Here is a 21,385-nt window from a genome sequence, read left to right on the forward strand (position 1 = left end):
GCAAGTGAAGGCGCCCGAACCCAGAGAGGCGACGGAAGACGGGCGCATCGCCGACAACATCGTCTATTTCGCCCGCACCTTGCGCAAATCCGGCATGCGGGTCGGGCCGGCTTCGGTCAAGGATGCGATCGAGGCGGTGCTGGCAGCCGGCATCGGTTCGCGCGACGATTTCTACTGGACGCTGCATGCCGTGCTGGTGTCGCGGCACGAGGATCACCCTGTTTTCGACGAAGCCTTCCGGCTGTTCTGGAAATCGCGCGAGCTGATCGAGAAACTTCTGGCGATGTTCTCGCCTGTGGCGCCCGACACCAAGGGGAAGCAAAAGCCGCGCGCGGCAGAAAACCGCGTCAGCCAGGCCATGTTCGAAGGCCACGAGAAGAATCGGCCGGTCAGGGAAATCCCGGAGATCGAAGTCGACGCCCGGCTAACCTTCTCCGGGAATGAAGTGCTGCGCGGCAAGGACTTTGCCCAGATGAATGCCGACGAGATGGCAGACGCAAAGAAGGCGATTGCCCGGCTGCGGCTGCCGTTCGACATGGTCCGTACCCGACGCTTCAAGGCAGACCTGCATGGCCGCCGTATCGATCCACGCGCCATGATGCGCTCGGCCGCGCGCACCGGCGGCGAACTGATCCTGCCGAAATTCCGCTCAGCCCGCGAAGTGCATCCGCCGCTGGTGGTTCTCGCCGATATCTCCGGTTCGATGAGCCAGTACACGCGCATCTTCCTGCACTTTCTGCATGCGCTGACCGAAAAACGGCGGCGCGTGCACACCTTCGTCTTCGGCACGCGACTGACCAATCTCACGCGGCAGATGCGCCATCGCGACCCCGATGCCGCCCTTGCCGACTGCTCGGCGGCGGTGAAGGACTGGTCGGGCGGCACCCGCATCGGCGATACGCTGGCGGAGTTCAACAAGCACTGGTCACGCCGCGTGCTCGGGCAGGGCGCGGTGGTGCTTTTGATCACCGACGGGCTGGAGCGCGACGATGTCGCCGGCCTGTCGGAGGAGATGGATCGCCTGCACAAAACCTGCCGGCGGCTGATCTGGCTGAATCCCCTATTGCGCTTCGACGGTTTCGAGGCCCGCGCCCGCGGCGTCAGAGCGATGCTGCCTCATGTCGACGAGTTCCGCTCGGTGCACAATCTCGATGCGCTGGCCGACCTCTGCGCCTCGCTGGACAAGAAATCCGCCGCTTCGGTCGATCCGCGTCGCTGGCTGGACGCTGGTGTCAGGCGCGCCGCATAGCCATATTGGATTCCGAAAACAGGCTCCCAGAGAAAACAGACTTTGAGGCAAGCGATCATGGACAACAGCATCTATCTCGATGAGGCCCGCGACCCCTTGATCATCGCGGAAGGCTGGATGAAGGACGGCAAGGATGTTGCCATCGCCACGGTGGTCGAGACCTGGGGTTCGGCGCCGAGGCCGGTCGGCAGCCACTTGGTCATCGACGCCGAAGGCAATTTCCACGGCTCGGTCTCGGGCGGCTGCGTCGAGGGTGCTGTGGTGAGCGAGGCGATGGACGTCATCGACTCGGGGAAAGCGAAGATGCTGGAGTTCGGCGTTGCCGACGAAACCGCCTGGCAGGTCGGCCTGTCCTGCGGCGGCCGCATCAAGGTCTATGTGGAGCGGCTTGGTTAGGCATGGATCCCTACGCTCTCAAAACGCTCAATGCCGAACGCCGGGCCCGCCGCGCCGCGATCCTGGTCACCGATCTCGGCGACGGCCGCGACCGCATCGTGCGCGAAGGCGACCAGGTTGCCGGGGAACTCGGGCAAGCGATCGCCAAGGCTTTCCGCACCGGCAATTCGGGTTCGGTCGAGGCTGAAGGGCGCACCTTCTTCCTCAACGCGCATTTGCCGCAGCCGCGCCTGGTGGTAGTCGGCGCCGTCCATATCAGTCAGGCGCTGGCGCCGATGGCCAGGATCGCCGGCTATCCCCTGGAGATCGTCGATCCGCGCACCGCCTTCGCCACCCCGGACCGTTTTCCCGATGTAGCCCTGCATGCCGAATGGCCGGAGGATGTGGTGAAGCGCCAGCCGCTCGACAGCTATACGGCGCTCGCCGCCGTCACCCATGATCCGAAGATCGACGATTTCGCACTGAAGGCCGCGCTCGACGCCAACTGTTTCTATGTCGGCGCACTCGGCAGCCGCAAAACACACGCCAGGCGCGTCGAGCGCCTGCTGGCGCTCGGCGCCAGCGCCGACCAGATCGCCCGCATCCACGCACCGATCGGTATCGACATTGGCGCGGCGAGCCCGGCCGAGATCGCCGTCGCCATCCTGGCGCAGACGATCCACGCCTTTCGCTCGCGCGGTCTCGAAGCCAAAGGCGCGGCGGCGTGAAGTTCGGGCCGATCCCGATCGATCAGGCGCAAGGCGCGGTGCTGGCGCATGCCACGACGGCGGGCGAGCGGCGTTTCCGCAAGGCGCACAGGCTGAGCACGCAGGACGTGGCGGTGCTGAAGGCGGCCGGCATTACCGAGATCGTCGTGGCGGTGCTTGCCGCCGATGACCTCAGCGAGGATGCGGCGGCCGAAAAGATTGCTGCCAGCATGGCCCACCGCAACATCGAGGCAAAACCGGCCGCGACCGGCCGCGTCAACCTCCATGCCAAGGCCGCCGGTCTCTTCACCGTCGATGCCGCCATGATCGACGCCATCAATGCGGTCGACCCGACCATCACCATCGCCACGCTGGCGCAGCACGCACCTGTCGAGACGGGGCAAATGGTGGCGACGGTCAAGATCATCCCGTTCGCTGTTGCCACGGCTCTGGTCGACAAGGTGACGAAGATCTGCGCCGGCGGCGAGATCTTCGCCGTCAACGCGTACCATCCGGTGCGCATCGGCGTCATTCAGACGATGCTGCCCGGCATTAAGGCCAGCGTGCTCGACAAGACGCTGCGCGTCACCGAGGCCCGGCTGGCACGCTCCGGCGGCCGGCTGACGACGGAGCGCCGCACGCCGCACGAGATCGCGCCTGTAGCCGAGGCAGCGGCCGCGCTGGCGCGCGACAACGACATGGTGGTGATCTTCGGCGCCTCGGCGATGAGCGATTTCAACGATGTCGTTCCGGCGGCGATCGAGGCAGCAGGTGGCACGGTGATCCGCGCGGGCATGCCCGTCGATCCCGGCAATCTGCTGGTGCTGGGCACGCTCGACGGCAAGCGCGTCATCGGCGCGCCCGGTTGCGCCCGCAGCCCCAAGGAGAACGGTTTCGATTGGGTGCTCGACAGGCTGATCGCCGGCCTCGACGTCACCGCCAAGGACATCGCCGGCATGGGCGTTGGCGGCCTCTTGATGGAAATCCCGACCCGGCCGCAGCCGCGCGAGCCGCTGCCGGCGAGAGCCGGGCTGAAGGTCGAGATCGTGCTTCTGGCCGCCGGTCGCTCCAGCCGCATGGGCGGGCCGAACAAGCTTCTGGCGCTGTTCGACGGCAAACCGCTGGTGCGCCGGACAGTCGAGCGCGCACTGGCCTCGAAGGCAACCAGCACCGTTGTCGTCACCGGCCACCAGCGTGAGCGGGTGCACCAAGCCTTGACCGGCCTCGACGTGATCTTCGCCGACAATCCGGATTTTGCCGACGGCCTGTCCTCGTCTCTAAAAGCCGGCATTGCCCGCGTTGGAGCCGAGGCGGCCGGCGCCATGATCGTACTCGGCGACATGCCGGGTATCTCATCGGCCGATCTCGACCGGTTGATCGAGGCCTTCCGTAGGGACGGCGGCCGCTCAGTGGTGCGTGCCGCCCATGACGGCCGCCGCGGCAATCCGGTGCTGCTGCCACGCGCGCTGTTTGGAGGCATCGCTCACCTCGAGGGCGACACCGGCGCCCGCCATCTGGTCGAGGCCGAGGGACTGGATGTCATCGACGTCGAGATCGGCGACGGCGCGTCGATCGATGTCGACACCCGCGAGGCGCTGGAAGACGCCGGCGGCGTGCTGCAGGATTGACAAAGCGAAGCCGAAAAACGCATGCCTTTAGCATGGCTCTCTCTTTACTTGCCTCAGCGCTTCTACCCCCCTCTGGCCTGCCGGCCATCTCTCCCTCAAGGGGGGAGATCAGCAGCCTCGATGGCGGCGTCTATCCTGCAGCTTTGAAGATTGGCGGAAGGCGGCGTGATATCCAATCTCCCCCCTTGAGGGGGAGATGGCCGGCAGGCCAGAGGGGGGCGGCCGCGCTCCATAGCCTTCTGATTTCGCTCTTTTTCCTGTTCTCTGCCGCCCACGCCGACGCGCTCGAACTAAAACCCTACAAGGATGACCTCTTCGCCTATCCGGCGACGCTCTCGTCCACGGACAAAGGCGCCTACACCGTCATCGACTATCGCGAGATGCGCGACATCAACGACCGCGACGAGGTGCCGGAAAAGCGCGTGCAGGCTAAGTATACCGACACCGGCGTGCGCAAGGTGCAGCGGGATTTGATGCTGAAAACCGATGCCGGCGATGTCAGGCATGTCGCCGTCGGTAAGACCGAAGGCGCCGGCATCATCGTGCTTTACCTGCACGGGCAGGGCGGCAGCCGCAAGCAGGGCGTCGACGACTTCACCTTCGGCGGCAATTTCAACCGCATCAAGAACCTGATGGCCGGCAATGGCGGCCTCTATCTCTCACCCGATTTCACCGATTTCGGCGACAAGGGCGCGGCCCAGGTCGCGGCGCTGATCGGCCACTATGCCGAGGCCTCGCCGGACGCCAAGATTTTCGTCGCCTGCGGCTCTATGGGTGGTGCGCTGTGCTGGAAGCTGGCCGGCCGCAACGATACGGGACGGCGCATAAACGGGCTGCTGCTGCTCGGCTCGCTGTGGGATGACGGTTTCCTGTCGAGCCCGGCCTACAGGCGCCATGTGCCGGTGTTCTTCGGCCAAGGCAGCAAGGATCCGGTCTTTCCCGTGGAGAAGCAGGAAGCCTTCTTCCGCTCCATCACTGCGAACTCGAAAGCCTATCCGACCCGGTTCGTCCGGTTCGAGACCGGCACCCATGGCACGCCGATCCGCATGGTCGACTGGCGCCAAACGCTGAACTGGATGCTGTCGAAGGCGCCCTGAGGCATATCGCCCAGGGGTGCCCCTTGGTTTTGGCAATCATGGTTCGGCCGATATCCTCTTAGGTGTAGGCTGATATGATCCAACAGATCGGAAGCACAGCGATGGACGCCCACCCCTTCAAGATCCAAATTCCGAACGAACAACTTGAAGATCTCCAGCGCCGGCTTAGCGCAACACGATGGCCAATTCCGCTAAGCGAAGCGGGCTGGAACGATGGGGCCGAGCTGCCGTTCATCAAGCGCCTTGCGGATTACTGGCGAGACCGCTTCGACTGGAGAGTGCAAGAGGCGCGGCTGAACCGGCTGCCGCAATATCTGACGAGGCTGAACAACCTAGATGTCCACTTTGTCCACCAGCCAGGCAACGGACCGGCGCCGCTGCCGCTGATCATGACGCATGGCTGGCCCGGCTCGTTCATCGAAATGGAACACGTCATTCCATTGCTGGCAGACCCAGCTGCCCATGGTGGTGACCCGGCCGACGCTTTCCACGTGGTAGTTCCCTCCTTGCCCGGATACGGCTTTTCCCAGGCGCCGACGGAACCAGGCTTCCATTCCGGCCGCATCGCGGAGTTATGGGTACAGTTGATGCGCGGGCTCGGCTACGACCGCTTCGCTTCCCAAGGAGGCGACATCGGCGCGGGCGTTTCCGCCTGGATGGCACGGCTCCATTCCGAAAGCGTGCTTGGCGTCCACGTCAATTACATTCCCGGGAGCTATCGGCCACCCTTGGGTGCAGGTCTGCCATCTGTCACCGTTGAGGAGCAGGCCTTTCTGGAAAAGGCCGCGGCCTGGACGGCAACGGAGGGCGCCTATGCCCATCTGCAGGGCACGAAGCCTCAGACGCTTGCTTATGCTCTGACAGACTCGCCGATCGGTCTCGCAGCCTGGATGATCGAGAAGTTCCGTAGCTGGAGCGATTGCGACGGTGACGTGGAGCGCACCTTCGGCATGGACACGCTCCTTACGGATGTTTCGCTCTATTGGTTCAGCAACGCGCTCACCTCGTCCTTGCGGCTCTACAAGGAGAATCGACTGTTCTCTCTTGCGTTCGAGACGCTGGAACGCGTTTCGCCGCCATTTGGGGTAGCGCTTTTCCCTCGCGAGTTGCCGATGCCGCCTCGATCCTGGGTGGCGCGGGTCTTTGACGTTCAGCGATGGACATTGATGCCGCGAGGGGGCCATTTCGCTGCGCTGGAGGAACCGAGTCTTCTGGTCGAGGACATTCGCGCCTTCTTCCGGCCGATGCGTTCCCGGCCTGAAACGAGAAGGCGAATGTGAAGGACTGCTTGAGCGCGGCGGTTCCTGATAAGATCCCTACGGCGCGGTGTTGTAGTCGACCACCGTCTGCGGGTTCTCCTCGCCATCGTAAGACGCGTCCACATCATATTGGACGAGGGAAAAATCGCCGTTACGGAACAGGTATATCCCCTTGTCCGAGGCGTCGCCGATGCCGCGCCATTTGTTGAACGTGGTCAGCGTCTTGGCGTCTTCGTCATATTCGGAATTGGCCGCCCAGCCGGATGTGCGGAAGCCGATGATATCCATGCCCAGCAGTTTGCCGTCGCTGTCATTGTTCTCGTAACGGATATCCATTTCGGGCTCGGTGAACTGCAACTGCCGCACGCCCGATACTTCGTCGGTCATGTAGTAGACCGAACTTGCGTTATAGGCTGCCGCTTGGCAGTAGAACTCGAAAAGCCGCGTTTCCTTGTCGAAATCGCTGGCAGCCGCGTCCTTTGCCTTGTATTTGATCGAAAAGATGTTCGGCTCCTCGCCGAGAAATTGCTTGTCACACTGATCGCCATAATCGGCGGCGAACAGTTTCTTCACCTGCTCGAGTGCGGTGTCCTTTTTCGGCGGCGGCGGCCCGTCACCACAGCTTGGCGGCAGCGCCTCCTCGAAATCGGCCTTGGACGGCTTCAGCGCGCCCTTGTCGATAAAGATCGGTCGGAACGGCGGGGCCTGGATCTGAGCGCTGACCTGGCGCAGCGTGTAGCAGCCGGCGAAGACCGCTTCATTGCCGTCCTTGTCGGTGGCGCGGATGGCGACAGGAACGCTGTAATAGATGCTGCCGGCCGCACCTTCATCGGAAATGGCGCCGGTTTCGACGTCGACCTTGTCGGTGCCGTCATAGCCCTTGACGAAGGTATCAAAATCCTTTGCCGGCTTGGTATCGCCGTAGTAAGCCCAGGCGCGGGCGAATTCGTGCCGGTTGATGGCGCTGTAGAGCGAGCGGATGACGGCTGCGGCGTCCGACCTGTCATCGACGTAAGGGGCTTGGCCATCGGCTGCCGGTTCATCGTCGGCGAACACAGCCTGGCCGGATGCGGCAAGGGAGCAAAAGGCGGCCGCTGCCAGAAAGACGCGTCTCATCGGAGAATCTCCACCACGAAGGAGTCTATCATAGAGATTGCGGCGACGTGGTGACGCTTGAAAAATCCTCCGGGAAGGCGCTACGTCCCGCCGTCGGCGCTTCAGCCGCAATGGAGATTTGAACGTGACACTATCGATGTATGAAGCCTCGGTGCCGGTGTTTTCGGCCAGGCTGAAGGCGCTGTCCGGCGTGCTGTCGGCGGCCGAACAGAATGCAACCGAGCGCAAGATCGACCCGCAGGTGTTTTTGACCGCGAGGTTGGCGCCCGACATGTACGCGCTGGTCAGGCAGGTGCAGGTCGCCACCGACCACGCCAAGGGCGCGCCATCACGGCTGGCCCGTCGCGAGGTGCCGAAATACGAAGACAATGAAGCGACCTTCGCCGAGCTTCAGGCGCGCCTGACCAAGACGCTCGATCTGCTGGCGTCATTCTCGGCCGCCGAATTCGATGGTTCGGATGAAAGGGTGGTCGAACTGAAGTTTGGCCAGCGCGAAGCCTCGATGCCCGGCATGCAGTATCTGCTGCATGTCGCCATGCCCAACTTCTATTTCCACGTGACCACGGCTTACGACATCCTGCGCCACAATGGCGTGCCGCTGACCAAGGGTGCCTATCTCGGGAATCGTTGACGAATTCGGCATTCCGAGGTTTCCCGGTCGCTGCCGGGAAACTTCGTTTGACGCTGGTTCGGCGCCAAGGCCTTGATCAACGCGGTGACATTTCGCGGGCTATGCGCGGGAAGTCGGCCGGCTTGATGCCGATGTCGGCGCGGTCGGCATTGCTCATCGAATGCAGCAACGCCAGTGCGGAACGATAACGCAGATGCTCCTGCGGACGCGGACGGGCAAACATTTCAGTGAAGAACCCCATGATTCGGCCCCTTGTTGATCCTCCACGGCGCCGAGTATAGGAAAATTGTGAAGATTGTGCAGTGCAGCATTTGCATGGCAGCCATTCCAAGCGAATTTTTTTCGGCACAATTGCCGCGTGCGCTGAAACTTGTGGCGCATCCCCACCGTATGCATAGACGCTGGCACATGGCCGGCTTTTCCTCGCCACTCCTGGCGAATTTCCGGACTGCATGCAAATGCAGTCCGGCTTTTTGTTGGGTCTTGCACATCGCCAACCGGGCCCGCGCAAGCCTCGCAAACGCCTAAACTGGTTAAGATCAGCGGCATTCATTTTTAACGAGCCGGTTCTATGCTGCGACCGGCTCTGTTCGCACGCTTAAACGAGGGGGAGGCTGACATCGGCGCCAAGCGGGATTTCGCTTCCTTGCTCGACGATCTGTTCGTTGCCTCCGACAAGGATGAGGCGGCGGAAGAGACGAGCGCGCGGCCGTCGATCCCGTTCGACTATCTCTCCGTGGCCGACGAGCTTCATTCCGGCCGCATCAAGGTCTCGGGGGAAACATTCGCCGCCGAATACCGCGAGGCGGGAGCCGATCTCGCCGCCGAATTCGCGGCCCTTCTCGATCATGCCAAGCTGGCGCTGGCCGGCGAAGAGACAATGCCCGAGGAGAAGCTGCCGCCGATCGATCCTGACGCGATCGCCATCGAGCTCGGCCTCGATCATCCCGTCAAGAGCGCTGACCTTGGCCGCATGCGCCGCAGCTTCGCCTTCGCCAACCACCCCGACCGCGTCGCGCCGCATCTGCGCCAGCGCGCCATGATCCGCATGCAGGTGGCCAACATGTTGATCGACGAAGCCAAGCGGCGGGCTTTGGCTGGGGCACGCCGTTAGAGCACTCTCACAATTCACGCAAAGGTTGGAGCCGAGTAGTGTATCAGCCTGGTCGATGAAAGAGCGTTGCGAGAAGATGGACGCGCGTTGCGCCAAAGCCGGAAAAGCGCGGACCTTGCAAAAAAAGTGACTGGGATGAGCACTGTACTCAAAACGATCTATCGAGATGATCGGCTTGCACGGGCCAATATCGTCAGATTTGAAGTAGGTGAAGCTTCTTATTACACGTTCCGTGAGGACGCTTGGTACGAAGGCGAACACGGTCTCGACGAGAGATATGCTTACTGGGCACCCTCCGAAAACAGCTTCGGAGGAGGATTTTACGAGACCGCTGAGGCGGCTGAGAGTGAATGCCATGCGACTATCCCGTGGCTCAGGAATTCAAACTGAGGCACCACCCGGAGCCGGCAGGGGGTTGGAGAAGCCGCAGCCTTTGCTTTATGCTGGAATCTCCTCCCCGCGCCGTCCGCGCAAACCTCCCGCCGGAGAAACCCCATGCACAAACGCCGTCTCGGTCGGACCGATCTTCTTGTTACCCAGATCTGCCTGGGGTCGATGACCTGGGGCCAGCAGAACACCGAGGCCGATGGCCATGCGCAGATGGATCTGGCCTTTGCGCGCGGGGTCAATTTCATCGACACGGCCGAGCTCTACCCGATACCGCCCAAGGAGGAGACGCAGGGGCGGACGGAGAAGTTCATCGGCAGCTGGATGAAGGCCAAGGGCAATCGCGACAAGGTCATCCTGGCCTCGAAAGTGGTCGGCCGCACCGCCAACCGCTGGTTTCGTGGCGACCGGCCGTCAAAACTGGTGCGCGCCGACATCTTTGACGCCATCGACAAATCGCTTGCCAAGCTCGGCACCGACTATCTCGACCTCTACCAGATCCACTGGCCGGAGCGCGACATCCCCTGGGGCGCCAACCCGACCCGCGTGGGTGCTGTGCCGCGCCGTGCCGATGCCGTTGGCGCGCCGCCCGGCGAGACGCCGATCGCCGAGACACTCGCAGTCTTCGAGGAACTGGTGAAGGCGGGAAAGATCCGCCATCTCGGCCTGTCGAACGAAAGCTCCTGGGGCGTCATGCGCTTCATCGCCGAGGCCGACAAGGGCGTCGGCCCGCGCATCGTTTCGCTGCAGAACGCCTACAATCTGGTCAACCGTACCTTTGAGGTGAACCTGGCCGAAGTCTGCGGGCGCGAGGATGTCGGCTTCCTCGCCTATTCGCCGCTGGCGCAGGGCTATCTCACCGGCAAATACGACCATGGCGCACGGCCGCAGGGTTCGCGCTCGCAGTTGTTCAACCGCGGCCAGCGCTACGAGACGCCAAATGCGGCGGAGGCGCAGCTCGAATACAACGAACTGGCGCGCTCCTTCGGCCTCGAACCGGCGCTGTTCGCCAACGCCTATGTCGCCAGCCGACCCTTTGTTACCTCCAGCATCATCGGCGCGACGACGATTGCCCAGCTCGAGATGGCGCTGTCCTCAGTCGACGTGACCTGGACCGACGAGATGCAGAAGGCCGTCGACGCGATCCACCAGCGCGTGGGCAATCCTTGTCCGTAAGCGGGCACTCCGGGCGGAATTCCGTAGAAAACACAAGGGGAAGGGGACAGCAATGGATTTTCCGATCGAGACCGTCAGGGGAAAATTTCCGGCGCTGGACCTGACCGACAAAGGCCGCCGGCGCATCTATCTCGACAATCCGGCCGGCACGCAGGTGCCACAGGCGGTTGCCGATGCGGTGGCGCGCTGCCTCCTCACCACCAACGCCAATCTCGGCGGCTATTTCGAAACCACGCTTGCCGCGCAAAAGGTGTTCGACGACGCCCATGAGGCGATGGCCGATTTCCTGGGTGCAGCGAGCGCGGAGGAAATAATCATCGGCGCCAACATGACGACGCTGACCTATCACATGTCGCGCACGCTCGGTCGCGGCTTCAAGCCGGGCGACGAGATCATCGTCACCCGCATGGATCATGAGGGCAATGTCTCGCCCTGGCTGCAACTGGCCGAAGATCTTGGCCTCTTGGTGCGCTTCCTGCCTTTCGACGAGAACAGCTGGCGGGTCGAGGAGGCGGCGCTCAGCGCTCTGCTTACCGACAGGACAAAACTCGTTGCGCTGAACTATGCCTCGAACCTCACCGGCTCGATCAATCGGGTGAAAGCGCTGACGGCCATCGCCAAACAGGCCGGCGCGGTGGTCTATGTCGACGCCGTGCAGTTCGCGCCGCATGGGCTGGTCGACGTGCAGGATCTCGGCTGCGACTTCCTGATCTGCTCGGCCTACAAATTCTTCGGCCCGCATATGGGCATATTGTGGGGACGCCGCGACATCATCGATGCGCTGCAACCCTACAAATGCCGTTGCTCTTCCAATGGCCTGCCGGAGCGCTTCGAACTCGGCACGCCGCAGATCGAACTGATGGCCGGGCTTACCGCAGCGGTCGATTACTTCGCCGAACTCGGTGCTGCGGCCGGCGAGGGCGGTTCGCGAAGGCAAAAGATCGCAAAGGCATACGAAGTGTCGATCGCCTACGAAAACCCGCTGGCGCTGAGGCTGATCGATGGGCTGTCCGCCATTGAGGGCCTGACCATCCGCGGCATCACCGATCAGAAGCGTGTCATTGAGCGCGTGCCGACCGTGTCCTTCACCGTCGACGGCATCGTGCCAGAGACGATCGTGCGGCAGATGAATGCCGAGAACATTTTTCTATGGTCGGGTCACAACTACGCCTGGGAGATCGTCCACCATCTCGGCATTCCGGCCGAGCAGGGCGTCGTGCGCATCGGTATTGCGCACTACAACACGGCGGCAGAGATCGACGAGACGTTGGAAAGCGTGCACCGGGTGATCGCCATGCTGAGGCAGCAGCGCTAGTCAGCTATCGCTGTTTGCCGCCGAAACCGGTGAGGAACGCCGTGAGATTGTCGCCGAGCGCGTCGCAAAGATAGCCGCCTTCCTGGACGATAACCGTCGGCAGGCCGAGCTTGGCAATTGCCTCGCCGATCCGCGAGAAACCGGGCGTGGTCACCGAAAGCCCGCCGAACGGATCGCCCTCGAACGCATCGAGACCGAGCGCCACGACCAGCGCGTCCGGCGAAAAGGCGCGGATACGCTGGAACGCCACTTCGAGGGCCTCCAGAAACGCCGCGTCGGCTGATTTGCGCGGCAATGGCAGGTTGAAATTATAGCCGAGGCCCGGACCTTCGCCGCGCTCATCGGCATGGCCCCAGAAGAACGGATAGAAGCGCACCGGATCGGCGTGCAGCGACACCGTCAGGACGTCGGAACGCGTATAAAAGATGCCTTGCGTGCCATTGCCGTGATGCAGGTCGACATCGAGGATCACCACCCGCGCTGCCTGCTTGCGCAACACCTGGGCCGCGACCGCTGAATTGTTGATGAAGCAGAAGCCGCCGGCGACATCGGCAAAGGCATGGTGCCCGGGTGGCCGGCAGAGCGCATAGGCGGCGGGCGCGCCAGCCATGACGGTTTCAGCCGCCTCGACCGCGCTCCAGGCGCTCCACAGCGCGCTCTGCCAGGTCTCGGCCGAAATCGGGCAAGCGGTGTCGGCCATGTGGTAGCCGGCCTGGCCGACCGCCGAGGCCGGATAGGACCCTGTGCGGGCCAGTGGATGGATGTTGGGGATGACTTCCGCGGATGCGCCCTCGATGCGCTGCCAGCGCGCAAAAATGTGTTCGAGGAAGGCGAGATACTCCGGCGTATGCACGGCCGCCACCGGGCCTAGGCCATGTTCCCTGGGCCGCTCGATCATCAATCCGGCGGATTTTGCGCCGGCTAACAATCGCTCTACCCGCTCCGGCTGTTCGGGATTGGGCTGCGGCGCACCGCTGGACAGAAAGGCCTTCGGGTCGTGGCGTTTCTGCTCCTCGGCAAAGAAGGCTTTCATTCCGCGTCCCCATCCTGCGCTGCATCGGCAAAGGCGAAAAAGGCATCGCCAACAATCTTCTGCGTCTGCTCGTAGCTCGACCAGGCGATGCCCAGTCTCTCATAAAAAGCCTTGGCGCCGTCATTGTCGGTGTCGACGGACAGCCTGAGATAGGCGCCGCCATCCCGGCGGCAGTCGCGCGCGACCCGGCGCAGCAGTCTTTCGCCGATCTTGCGGCCGCGAAACCGGTCCTCGACATAGAGGTCCTGGATATAGACGCCGGGCCGCCCCATCCATGTCGAGAAGATCGGGAAATGCAGGCAGAGCCCCGCAAAATCGCCGCCGATCTCGGCGATCAGGGTGGAGAAGGCGGGTTTGTCGCCAAAGCCGTAGCGGCGGAGATCGTCGGCAGTGGACGTGATCTCCTGATGCGCGCCGATATGGGTGCCGAGCTTGAGCAGCGCGGCATGGATGGTGTCGACGTCGTCGATGGTGCCGGGGCGGAGGGTGACTTTAGGCGAGGCAGTCACTGGAGGTATGATGCCAAGGCACCCCCCTCCGGCCTGCCGGCCATCTCCCCCTCAAGGGGGGAGATCAGCAGTTTCTGCGCTGCAGTCCATCCTGCAACTTTGGAAGTTTGCGAAGGCCGTGGCGACATCCAATCTCCCCCCTTGGGGGGGAGATGTCCGGCAGGACAGAGGGGGGTGCGACTGGGCGCCGCCATCTCAATCATCTCAAAACGCCACCCGGTCCCCACCCTTCAGCGCCAGCATCTCCCGCGCCTCCGCCGGTGTGGCCACCTCCAGCGACAGGCCATCGAGAATGCCACGTATCCTGCGCACCTGGTCGGCGTTGGATTTCGCCAGCTGGCGTCCGTCGTAGAGACTGTCCTCCAGCCCGACGCGGACATTGCCGCCCATCGCCGCTGCGATCGAGATCAGCGGCATCTGGTGGCGGCCGGCGGCGAGCACCGAGAACTGGTAGCTGTCGCCGAACAGCTTGTCGGCAATGCGCTTCATGTGGATGAGATTGTCGGGATCGGCACCGATGCCGCCCAGAATGCCGAGCACGAACTGGATGAACAGCGGCCCCGACACCAGCCCGCGGTCGCGAAAATGCGCCAGCGAATAGAGATGGCCGACATCGTAGCATTCGAACTCAAAGCGCGTGCCGCAGCCCTTGCCGAGCTTTTCGAGCACGCCTTCCATATCGGCAAAGGTGTTCTTGAAGATGGTGTCGCGCGTGGCTTCGAGCAGCTTTGGTTCCCACTCGTGCTGCCACTCCCTTGGCTTGTCGAGCATCGGGAACAGCGCGAAATTCATCGAGCCCATGTTGAGCGAGCACATTTCCGGCTCGGCCCGCAGTGGTGCCGCCAGCCGCTGGTCGAGCGTCATCAGCGACGAACCGCCGGTGGTGATGTTGATCACCGCATCGGTCGCTTGCTTGATGCGCGGCAGGAACTGCATGAACACCTCAGGATCGGCGGTCGGCCGGCCGTCTTTGGGATCGCGGGCGTGGAGATGCAGGATTGAGGCGCCAGCCTCGGCCGCCGCGATGGCGCCGGTCGCGATCTGGTCCGGCGTCACCGGCAGATAGGGCGACATGGACGGGGTGTGCACCGAGCCAGTGACCGCGCAGGTGATGATGACTTTCCTCGGCGCCATTCTTTAGCCCTCAGCCTTCGACCGGCAGGTCGAGTTCGGCGGCCAGAACTTCCAGCGAATCGCCGATGATGGAAATGATCTCGCCGACCTCTTCAGCCGTGACGATCATCGGCGGCGCCACCATGAAATTGTCGCCGTCTACACCGCCCTTGACCCTGCGGCCGTAGATGATCAGCCCGCGCTCGTAGGCGAGGTCGAGCAGGCGCTGCGTGGCTTTCTTGCCCTGTTCGATCGGCCGTAGAGTTTCGGGATCGGCAACCATCTCGGCGCCGGTGAGCAGGCCTTTGCCTCGGACATCGGCGATGAACGGAAAACGCTTCGCCAGCCCTTTCAGCCCGTCCATCAGCACGTCGCCCATCGCGGCGGCATTGGCGATCAGGTCGAGGCGGTCCATCTCGCCGAGCACGGCGAGCCCGGCCGCGCAGGCGAGCGGATTGCCAGCATAGGTGTGGCCATGCTGGAAGCCGCCCGACGCCAGCAGCGGCTCGACCAGCCGCATCGGGGCGGCCAGCGCGCCGAGCGGCGCATAGCCGGAGCCAAGCCCCTTCGACAGCGCGACGATGTCGGGCTTGCAGTTCCAATGGTCGCCGCCAAGGAATTTTCCGGTGCGGCCGGCGCCGCTCATCACTTCATCATGGATGAGCAGGATGCCGTAGCGGTCGCAGATCTCGCGTATACGCGGATAATAGCTGTCCGGTGCGACGAGGGCCGAAGTCGCCGCACCGCCGATCGGCTCCATGATGAAGGCGAGCACGCTGTCCGGGCCCTCGGCCTGGATCTTCTCCTCCAGCATGTCGGCATAGCGGACGCCGCGCTGCTCCATCGAAAGATTGTCGCGGTCGCGCCATGCCGTCGGCGCCGGCACGGTCGGCATCACCCGCATCATCGGTGTGAACGTTTCGGCCAGCGCATCGTCGCCGGTTATCGAAAGCGAACCCAGCGTGCCGCCATGATAGGAGGGAAAACGCGTGATAACCTTCCAGCGCTTCGGCTGGCCGGTCGCGACCGCCCATTGCCGCGCCAGCTTGATGCAGGATTCCGTCGCCTCCGAACCGCCGGAGACGAAGAAGATTCGGTCCATGCCCTCCGGCAGTTTGCCGGCGAGCTCCCGCGCCAGTTCTTCCGCCGGTTCGTTCTCGAAATGCAGCCGGTAGGCGAAGGTGGCGCGGTCCATCTGCCGCTTCATGGCATCGAGCACGTTGCGGTTGGAGTGACCGATATTGGCGACCATCGGCCCGCTCGATCCGTCGATGAAGCGGCGGCCGTCCTGCGTCCACATATAGATGCCTTCGGCGCGGTCGATCAGCGGCCGGCGCAGGCTGGAGAGGTAGAACAGGTGCGATGGCGCGCGCGTTTCTGAACCAGTTGATGAGGGCTTCTGCATGTCAGGACTTTCCGAGGTAGCGATCGATTACATTCCTGGTCACGCGCTCGACCATCGGATCCTGCCTGAGCAGGCCGGCCACCCATTCGCAGCTTCCGGCGTGGAAAACCTCGCCCTTGCCGCGCGGGAAATTGACGATCATGCCGTTGCCGCGTTTGACTTTTTCCAGATTGGCGTCGGTCGCCTCGCCAAATAGCGTTTCGGCCGTAAAGCGGCCATCCTCGTCGGTGAGAAACTGGTCCTCGATCGGGATGTCGGCGCTTTCCTCGACCTGGCTCGCCATGCCGACGGCCAGCACCTGCAGCCCGTCAGGCGCACCGCTGTCCGGTGTCGGATAGGGCAGGCCGCCGCGGATCTCGAAATCGAGCCCGTCGACCTCATAGCCATAGACATGACTGTCGGCGCCAAGCAGGTCGCCATAGTACATGCCGGTGCCGGCAAAGGCCCAGTGCTCGGGCCGATAGACCGGAAAGCCGCGCATGCCGCGCGGTGCGCATCCGCCCCAGCCGGCATAGACGCCGCGCGTCGCGTTGAGGCCGAACGTCATTGCGCCGGGACGACCGATCTCAGGCGCTTCCCAGGAGTTGGTGGCGCGGGTGACGTCGCCGCCATAGGCCGGGTCTTCGGCGCGCGCCCGGTATTTGTAGCAGACCTGCCGCCGGCCTTCGTCCTCGAGCCTGGTCTGCCACATGAAATTGCCGGCAAAGCGCGCCGCATGACCGCCGCGCTCGACGTAGCTGTCGACGGCGTCTCGCATTTCCCAGGTCCAGTACTCGTCATGGCCGACGAAGACCACACAGTCGTAGCCGTCGAGAATCTCGGGCGAGAAGTGCAAATCGTGCTGGCTGGCGAGATCGACGCCATAGCCGGCCCGCTCGGCAAAGCGGAAGAAGTGGCTGTCATAGCTCGCCCAGCCGGAGGAGGTGTATTTCTTCGAATGTCCGGTGGCGTACGCCCATTCCATGTGCGGATAGCGCGGCACTGTTTTCGGCGGCACCGCAACCTCCAGCGGCACGCGCGGCGCATCCTTGGGCAGCACCACGAAGCCGCGGCACCAGGGCCGCTGCGTCGACACCATGCGCGCATATTGGTCGCGGCCCGGGCCGGTGATGCCCTGATAGGCGTTGGAGCCGCCCCAGGTGTTGTAGGACAGCCAGGTGCCCGTCGCCGCCACCTGCAGCACGCGACCGGGCTTTTTGCCGGGCAGGGGCGCGACGATGATGAGGTGGTGGCAGTGGATCGGCTTGCCGTCGCCGCCGTCCGCCGTCAGCGTCAGCCGGTAGGCGCCGGACGGCCAATCCTTGCCGATGCTGAATTGAAACGACGCCTCCCAGCCGCAGCCTTCGACCGAGCACTGGTCGGGCGTATCCTGCCAGCGCGCCGAAAGCCCCGTTTGCTCGAAGACTTTTGTCTCGCTGCCGCCGTCGCGGACAATGACAATGCTGAAGCGCGGCACTCTCGAACTGACATGCAGCGTCACGGTCTCGCCGGCGCGGTAGGAAAAGCGGTTGGAATAACACCAGATCTCGCCGCGCTCGCCGTCCATTCCCGGCCATTCATAGTAATGGCCGCGCACTGCCTCGCGGCGCTGCTCGGGCGTCAGTCCGAAATCGGGAAATTCGGTCGGCAGTTGGGTCATGAACACCGGAAAAGTGACAGGCCGCCATTTCGGCCATCTGCCGGCCAAGCGTCAAATGGAAACGATCGGGCCAGCAATTGCATACGACACAATTGCTTGGCCGCTCTTGGCCGCACCCGGCAAACCGACTATCTCAGGCGAGGCGGCATTTTCCGCCTCGGGAGCCGGTATGCTGAGAGTGCAGAAGGTCAAGGTCGACCAAATCTACGTGCCGACGGCGCGCAAGAAGACGCTGCATCCCGAAACGGTCCGGCATCTGGCCGAAGACATACTGGAAAACGGCATGAAGACGCCGATCCAGGTTCGCCATGACGGCAAGCGCCACATCCTGGTCGAGGGCCTGCACCGGCTGGAAGCCGCCAAATGGCTCGGCGAGACCGAGATCGACGCCTATCTGGTGCAAGCCAAGCGCCACTGAGGCGCGCGACCGATCGACAACAGCCAAACCGATCATTCTTCCGCGGATTTTTTCGCAGGGCATGTCGGCACGCGGCGTGCTCGCTCGTCCTTGGGGGGAACCTGAGGAGACCGACATGTCCAGACGAATCTATTTCGCCATTCTTGCCTCGGTCGCTGCCTTGTTTGCAGCGCCCGGCCCAGCCAATGCAGAGGAGACCAAGCCCGCCATGACCACCGAAGCAACAGCCATGCCGAAGCCGGAAAAGTCCGGCCTGCTGCCGATCGACGGCCTGAATTACTACTATGCCGTCTACGGCAAGGGCGAACCGCTGCTTCTGCTGCATGGCGGCCTTGGCACGTCCGACATGTTCGCGCCGTTGCTGCCTAGACTGGCGGAAAACCGCACCATCATTGCCGTCGACCTGCAGGGCCATGGCCGCACCGCGCTCGGCGAGCGACCCTTCAGCCTGGAGGGGATGGGCGACGACATGGCTGGTATCGTCAAGGCGCTCGGCTATGACAAGGTCGACGTGCTTGGCTATTCGCTGGGCGGCGGCGTCGCCTTCCGCATGGCCGTTCAGCATCCCGAGACGGTGAGACGTCTGGTCCTGGTCTCGACCGGCTTCGCCGCCAATGGCTTCTATGACGAGATGCGCGGCCAGCAGGCGCAGGTGAGCGCGGCCGCCGCCGATTTCATGAAGGACACGCCGATGTACAAATCCTACGTCGCCGTCGCCCCACGTCCCGACGATTTCCCCAAACTGCTCGACGCGCTGGGCAATTTCATGCGCAAGGATTACGACTATTCCGCCGATGTGGCGAAGCTGAAGATGCCAGTCATGCTGGCCTATGGCGACAGCGACATGTACAAGCCCGAGCACGAGATCAGGTTCTACCAGATGATCGGCGGCGGGCTGAAGGATGCCGGCTGGATGCGTGAGAACCTGTCGCAGAACCGGCTGGCCATCATTCCCAATCGCACCCACTACGACGTCTTCTTCGCACCGGAGCTGACGGCCGCGGCACTGCCCTTCCTCAATGGCGAAACCAAGGTGAAGACCTGGGACGAAGTCCTCAGCGAAACGAAATAGCTTGCCTGAAAATACATGCCGGCCGTCTCGAAGAGGCGGTCGGCTTTTTTGTGCCTGCGAAGCTACGGAGCCTTGGCGCAGCCATTGGTCCTATCGGCGCAATCGATGGCGCCATCAGGGCTTTTCAATTGACCGGAAGGTACCTGTCGATATCATCAAGAGACCTTCAGTGCGATGGGTTCGAATGATGACGAAATACCAGGGCGGATGCCATTGCGGGGCAGTGCGCTACGTCTCCGAGGCGGCGCCGCTTAACCAGCGCGTCTGCCACTGCCGGCGCTGCCAGAAGGTCATAGGCGCGGCGTTCAACGCCCGCCTTTTGTTTCGCATCGACGATGTCACGGTCGAGGGAGAGGTGGCGACGGTCAACACCTCTCCGGACCTCAAGCGCGGCTTTTGCGCCGCTTGCGGCACCACGCTGTTTTCCCGACGCGACTCCGCCGGCATCGTCGGCATCACCACCGGCTCGCTCGACGATCCCTCGCTGTTCAAGCCGGAAATGCATATGTGGACCGCCTCGAAGCAGCCCTGGCTGCAGCTCGATGACGGCCTGCCGCACCATGAAGGCGCGCCGCCTCCGAACTGACGCCGGCCTTACCGGAAATTAATCCCGAAACCACGACATAGCCGGCAAAGCGTCATTGGCGGGCCATGATTGCCTGCCTATCTGTCGTCTGCGGGCCGGTATCGAGGAGACGACCGATGAGCGACAGAATCAGCACTCTGGACGAGCTTTTGAGCGATCCGATGGTCCTCCTCGTGATGGAGCGTGACCGCGTGCGCCCCGAACAGGTTCGCCTGCTGCTCGAACGTGCCCGCCGCCCGGCCGCCGACGCCGTGCCACCGGCGCATGTGGTGGCCAAAAGCTGCATGCAGCAATGGCTGGGAAGGTAAGGGCTTCCCCTTCTCCCACAGGGGGAGAAGACAAGAGGGCCAATTCCTAACAACTTGATTCAAACTTTGTTGGTAATTTCTCGTTAGTAATCGAGGCCGGTTTGTCCGGCGGCGTCTGTTTGCCTTCGGTCTGTTGTGTTTTGCGTACAGGTCCAGATGCGGATTTCAGGCGTCGTCAGTTTCGTGTTGGCATCGCTGTGGCTTGCCGGCTGTTCGTCCACAGCGGGCGTCGATGGGTTGCAGCCGTCGAACGAGACGACCAGTTCGGTAGTGCGTCCGAGCGCGCCGGTCACAGCGGCTCCGGCGGAGACCGCCGACCTCGCGCCGATGCGGTCCGACATGGTGGCCGACAACGCTGTGGCCGACAATGCGCCGCCCTTTTCCATGGTCGAGGAAGAAGAGGCCATCGTCGCGGGCACGCCGCAGGGGAGCACCAGACCACAGCTCGAGCCCGCCGCTCTGATGTCTGCGCCGAAGCGGTTGACGCGCGCTGCGCCGGCCATGCTGGCCTCGCCGGTCACCCGCTACGGTTTTCGCGACGCCAAGCCGATCAATTTCGGCAAGGCTTCGCCACGCTACCTTGCCGTCCACGGCGTCGACGTCTCGCGCTGGCAGGGCAATGTCAACTGGGGCAAGCTGCGCGCCCAGGGCGCCAACTTCGCCTATATCAAGGCGACCGATGGCGGCGACCATCTCGACCCGATGTTCATGAAGAACTGGCGCAATGCCGACGCCGCCGGGCTGAAGCGCGGCGCCTATCATTTCTTCTACTGGTGCCGCACCGCGGGCGAGCAGGCCGACTGGTTCATCCGCAATGTGCCGAGGGTCGAAGGCGCGCTGCCACCGGTAATCGATGTCGAGTGGAACGGCGAATCTTCCTGCAAGCGGCGGCCGTCGCGGGCCACCGTGCTGGAAAAGATGAAGGTGTTCATGGACAAGCTGGAGCGCCATTACGGCCAGCGGCCCATCATCTACACCGCACCGGATTTCTATCGCGACAATCTCAAGGGTGCGTTTCTCGATTATCCGTTCTGGCTGCGCGCCGTGGCGCGGCATCCCTCAAAAGTCTATCCCGGCCGCAAATGGCTGTTCTGGCAGTACTCCGGCTCCGGCCTGTCGCACGGCGTGACCGGCCGCATCGACCTCAACGTCTTCCATGGCGACGAGCGCGCCTGGCGGGCATGGGCAGGCGGGCAGACGACCGTCGCCGACGCCGACTGAACGTCAGGCCGGTGCCGGTGCGCCTGC

Annotated in this window: 23 protein-coding genes; 16 read left to right on the plus strand and 7 right to left on the minus strand. The window is 63.4% G+C overall.

The genetic code is table 11. From position 1 onward, the window contains the following. Nucleotides 1–4 precede the first annotated feature (4 nt). From NKJ78_RS02845 to NKJ78_RS02870, 6 genes are all read left to right on the plus strand, one after another. On the plus strand, nt 5–1,249 hold the full coding sequence (locus tag NKJ78_RS02845) for a vWA domain-containing protein (protein WP_352459421.1): 1,245 nt from the start codon (nt 5–7) through the stop codon (nt 1,247–1,249). A 57-nt stretch (nt 1,250–1,306) separates the two neighbouring features. After that, nucleotides 1,307–1,645 (plus strand): XdhC family protein, encoded by a 339-nt coding sequence (locus tag NKJ78_RS02850; protein WP_023700845.1) that lies wholly within the window; start codon nt 1,307–1,309, stop codon nt 1,643–1,645. 2 nt (nt 1,646–1,647) lie between these two features. After that, nucleotides 1,648–2,352 carry an XdhC family protein gene (locus NKJ78_RS02855; protein WP_023748573.1) on the plus strand — a complete coding sequence of 235 codons (705 nt, stop codon included), beginning with the start codon at nt 1,648–1,650 and terminating at the stop codon, nt 2,350–2,352. Next, nucleotides 2,349–3,959, plus strand: a complete 1,611-nt coding sequence (locus NKJ78_RS02860; protein ID WP_023726915.1) for an NTP transferase domain-containing protein — start codon at nt 2,349–2,351, stop codon at nt 3,957–3,959. Before NKJ78_RS02855 ends, NKJ78_RS02860 begins: the two co-directional genes overlap by 4 nt. A 185-nt stretch (nt 3,960–4,144) precedes the next feature. Next, nucleotides 4,145–5,056: an alpha/beta hydrolase gene (locus NKJ78_RS02865; RefSeq protein ID WP_245260652.1), complete on the plus strand. Its 912-nt coding sequence runs from the start codon at nt 4,145–4,147 to the stop codon at nt 5,054–5,056. A gap of 74 nt (nt 5,057–5,130) precedes the next feature. Next, the gene (locus tag NKJ78_RS02870; protein WP_352459419.1) at nt 5,131–6,336 is read left to right on the plus strand and encodes an epoxide hydrolase family protein; all 1,206 of its coding nucleotides are present in this window, start codon (nt 5,131–5,133) and stop codon (nt 6,334–6,336) included. Nucleotides 6,337–6,372: 36 nt separating this feature from the next. On the opposite strand, the gene NKJ78_RS02875 is transcribed toward NKJ78_RS02870, so the two are convergent. Continuing rightward, nucleotides 6,373–7,431: a DUF1176 domain-containing protein gene (locus tag NKJ78_RS02875; protein ID WP_352459418.1), complete on the minus strand. Its 1,059-nt coding sequence runs from the start codon at nt 7,429–7,431 to the stop codon at nt 6,373–6,375. Nucleotides 7,432–7,555: 124 nt separating this feature from the next. On the opposite strand from NKJ78_RS02875, the gene NKJ78_RS02880 reads away from it, so the two are divergent. After that, nucleotides 7,556–8,062 carry a DUF1993 domain-containing protein gene (locus tag NKJ78_RS02880; RefSeq protein ID WP_023669071.1) on the plus strand — a complete coding sequence of 169 codons (507 nt, stop codon included), beginning with the start codon at nt 7,556–7,558 and terminating at the stop codon, nt 8,060–8,062. 76 nt (nt 8,063–8,138) lie between these two features. Here the strand turns inward: NKJ78_RS02880 and NKJ78_RS02885 are convergent, their stop codons facing one another. Then, the gene (locus NKJ78_RS02885) at nt 8,139–8,303 is read right to left on the minus strand and encodes a hypothetical protein (protein WP_023711473.1); all 165 of its coding nucleotides are present in this window, start codon (nt 8,301–8,303) and stop codon (nt 8,139–8,141) included. Nucleotides 8,304–8,633: 330 nt separating this feature from the next. Here NKJ78_RS02885 and NKJ78_RS02890 point away from each other — a divergent pair, with 330 nt between their 5' ends. The 4 genes from NKJ78_RS02890 (at nt 8,634) to NKJ78_RS02905 (ending at nt 12,054) form a co-directional block, all read left to right on the plus strand. Next, the gene (locus NKJ78_RS02890; protein WP_352459417.1) at nt 8,634–9,176 is read left to right on the plus strand and encodes a hypothetical protein; all 543 of its coding nucleotides are present in this window, start codon (nt 8,634–8,636) and stop codon (nt 9,174–9,176) included. A gap of 135 nt (nt 9,177–9,311) precedes the next feature. After that, nucleotides 9,312–9,566, plus strand: a complete 255-nt coding sequence (locus NKJ78_RS02895) for a hypothetical protein (protein ID WP_156936042.1) — start codon at nt 9,312–9,314, stop codon at nt 9,564–9,566. A 105-nt stretch (nt 9,567–9,671) separates the two neighbouring features. Continuing rightward, complete coding sequence (locus NKJ78_RS02900; protein WP_023690168.1) at nt 9,672–10,739, plus strand: aldo/keto reductase; 1,068 nt, start codon at nt 9,672–9,674, stop codon at nt 10,737–10,739. 52 nt (nt 10,740–10,791) lie between these two features. Continuing rightward, nucleotides 10,792–12,054 carry a cysteine desulfurase-like protein gene (locus NKJ78_RS02905; protein ID WP_352459416.1) on the plus strand — a complete coding sequence of 421 codons (1,263 nt, stop codon included), beginning with the start codon at nt 10,792–10,794 and terminating at the stop codon, nt 12,052–12,054. Nucleotides 12,055–12,058: 4 nt separating this feature from the next. On the opposite strand, the gene NKJ78_RS02910 is transcribed toward NKJ78_RS02905, so the two are convergent. The 5 genes from NKJ78_RS02910 to NKJ78_RS02930 form a co-directional block, all read right to left on the minus strand. Next, nucleotides 12,059–13,087: a histone deacetylase family protein gene (locus NKJ78_RS02910; RefSeq protein WP_023690166.1), complete on the minus strand. Its 1,029-nt coding sequence runs from the start codon at nt 13,085–13,087 to the stop codon at nt 12,059–12,061. Beyond that, the gene (locus tag NKJ78_RS02915) at nt 13,084–13,596 is read right to left on the minus strand and encodes a GNAT family N-acetyltransferase (protein ID WP_023690165.1); all 513 of its coding nucleotides are present in this window, start codon (nt 13,594–13,596) and stop codon (nt 13,084–13,086) included. Before NKJ78_RS02915 ends, NKJ78_RS02910 begins: the two co-directional genes overlap by 4 nt. A gap of 204 nt (nt 13,597–13,800) precedes the next feature. Continuing rightward, nucleotides 13,801–14,730, minus strand: a complete 930-nt coding sequence (gene kce, locus NKJ78_RS02920) for a 3,5-dioxohexanoate:acetyl-CoA acetone transferase (protein ID WP_023690164.1) — start codon at nt 14,728–14,730, stop codon at nt 13,801–13,803. Between the two features lie 10 nt (nt 14,731–14,740). Beyond that, nucleotides 14,741–16,114, minus strand: coding sequence for an aminotransferase family protein (locus NKJ78_RS02925; protein ID WP_023690163.1), 1,374 nt, complete (start codon nt 16,112–16,114; stop codon nt 14,741–14,743). Nucleotide 16,115: 1 nt separating this feature from the next. After that, nucleotides 16,116–17,753: a N,N-dimethylformamidase beta subunit family domain-containing protein gene (locus tag NKJ78_RS02930; RefSeq protein WP_023690162.1), complete on the minus strand. Its 1,638-nt coding sequence runs from the start codon at nt 17,751–17,753 to the stop codon at nt 16,116–16,118. 169 nt (nt 17,754–17,922) lie between these two features. On the opposite strand from NKJ78_RS02930, the gene NKJ78_RS02935 reads away from it, so the two are divergent. The 5 genes from NKJ78_RS02935 (at nt 17,923) to NKJ78_RS02955 (ending at nt 21,358) form a co-directional block, all read left to right on the plus strand. Beyond that, nucleotides 17,923–18,171: a ParB N-terminal domain-containing protein gene (locus tag NKJ78_RS02935; protein ID WP_352459461.1), complete on the plus strand. Its 249-nt coding sequence runs from the start codon at nt 17,923–17,925 to the stop codon at nt 18,169–18,171. A gap of 115 nt (nt 18,172–18,286) precedes the next feature. Further along, entirely contained in the window at nt 18,287–19,243 is a 957-nt protein-coding gene (locus NKJ78_RS02940; RefSeq protein ID WP_352459415.1) for an alpha/beta fold hydrolase, read from the plus strand. A gap of 187 nt (nt 19,244–19,430) precedes the next feature. After that, on the plus strand, nt 19,431–19,829 hold the full coding sequence (locus NKJ78_RS02945) for a GFA family protein (protein ID WP_352459460.1): 399 nt from the start codon (nt 19,431–19,433) through the stop codon (nt 19,827–19,829). Nucleotides 19,830–19,945: 116 nt separating this feature from the next. Next, entirely contained in the window at nt 19,946–20,137 is a 192-nt protein-coding gene (locus tag NKJ78_RS02950; protein ID WP_023669058.1) for a hypothetical protein, read from the plus strand. Between the two features lie 156 nt (nt 20,138–20,293). Beyond that, entirely contained in the window at nt 20,294–21,358 is a 1,065-nt protein-coding gene (locus NKJ78_RS02955; RefSeq protein ID WP_352459414.1) for a glycoside hydrolase family 25 protein, read from the plus strand. Nucleotides 21,359–21,385 lie beyond the last annotated feature (27 nt).

The sequence above is a fragment of the Mesorhizobium sp. M0037 genome, assembly GCF_040323635.1.
Lineage (GTDB): Bacteria > Pseudomonadota > Alphaproteobacteria > Rhizobiales > Rhizobiaceae > Mesorhizobium.

Coding starts and splice junctions, on each gene's coding strand:
- kce (WP_023690164.1), bottom strand. CDS start 14,730: ATGGCGCCGAGGAAAGTCATCATCACCTGCGCGGTCACTGGCTCGGTG.
- NKJ78_RS02885 (WP_023711473.1), bottom strand. CDS start 8,303: ATGGGGTTCTTCACTGAAATGTTTGCCCGTCCGCGTCCGCAGGAGCAT.
- NKJ78_RS02875 (WP_352459418.1), bottom strand. CDS start 7,431: ATGAGACGCGTCTTTCTGGCAGCGGCCGCCTTTTGCTCCCTTGCCGCA.
- NKJ78_RS02910 (WP_023690166.1), bottom strand. CDS start 13,087: ATGAAAGCCTTCTTTGCCGAGGAGCAGAAACGCCACGACCCGAAGGCC.
- NKJ78_RS02855 (WP_023748573.1), top strand. CDS start 1,648: ATGGATCCCTACGCTCTCAAAACGCTCAATGCCGAACGCCGGGCCCGC.
- NKJ78_RS02895 (WP_156936042.1), top strand. CDS start 9,312: ATGAGCACTGTACTCAAAACGATCTATCGAGATGATCGGCTTGCACGG.
- NKJ78_RS02950 (WP_023669058.1), top strand. CDS start 19,946: ATGAGCGACAGAATCAGCACTCTGGACGAGCTTTTGAGCGATCCGATG.
- NKJ78_RS02900 (WP_023690168.1), top strand. CDS start 9,672: ATGCACAAACGCCGTCTCGGTCGGACCGATCTTCTTGTTACCCAGATC.
- NKJ78_RS02870 (WP_352459419.1), top strand. CDS start 5,131: ATGATCCAACAGATCGGAAGCACAGCGATGGACGCCCACCCCTTCAAG.
- NKJ78_RS02930 (WP_023690162.1), bottom strand. CDS start 17,753: ATGACCCAACTGCCGACCGAATTTCCCGATTTCGGACTGACGCCCGAG.
- NKJ78_RS02925 (WP_023690163.1), bottom strand. CDS start 16,114: ATGCAGAAGCCCTCATCAACTGGTTCAGAAACGCGCGCGCCATCGCAC.
- NKJ78_RS02945 (WP_352459460.1), top strand. CDS start 19,431: ATGACGAAATACCAGGGCGGATGCCATTGCGGGGCAGTGCGCTACGTC.
- NKJ78_RS02940 (WP_352459415.1), top strand. CDS start 18,287: ATGTCCAGACGAATCTATTTCGCCATTCTTGCCTCGGTCGCTGCCTTG.
- NKJ78_RS02850 (WP_023700845.1), top strand. CDS start 1,307: ATGGACAACAGCATCTATCTCGATGAGGCCCGCGACCCCTTGATCATC.
- NKJ78_RS02890 (WP_352459417.1), top strand. CDS start 8,634: ATGCTGCGACCGGCTCTGTTCGCACGCTTAAACGAGGGGGAGGCTGAC.
- NKJ78_RS02905 (WP_352459416.1), top strand. CDS start 10,792: ATGGATTTTCCGATCGAGACCGTCAGGGGAAAATTTCCGGCGCTGGAC.
- NKJ78_RS02955 (WP_352459414.1), top strand. CDS start 20,294: ATGCGGATTTCAGGCGTCGTCAGTTTCGTGTTGGCATCGCTGTGGCTT.
- NKJ78_RS02935 (WP_352459461.1), top strand. CDS start 17,923: ATGCTGAGAGTGCAGAAGGTCAAGGTCGACCAAATCTACGTGCCGACG.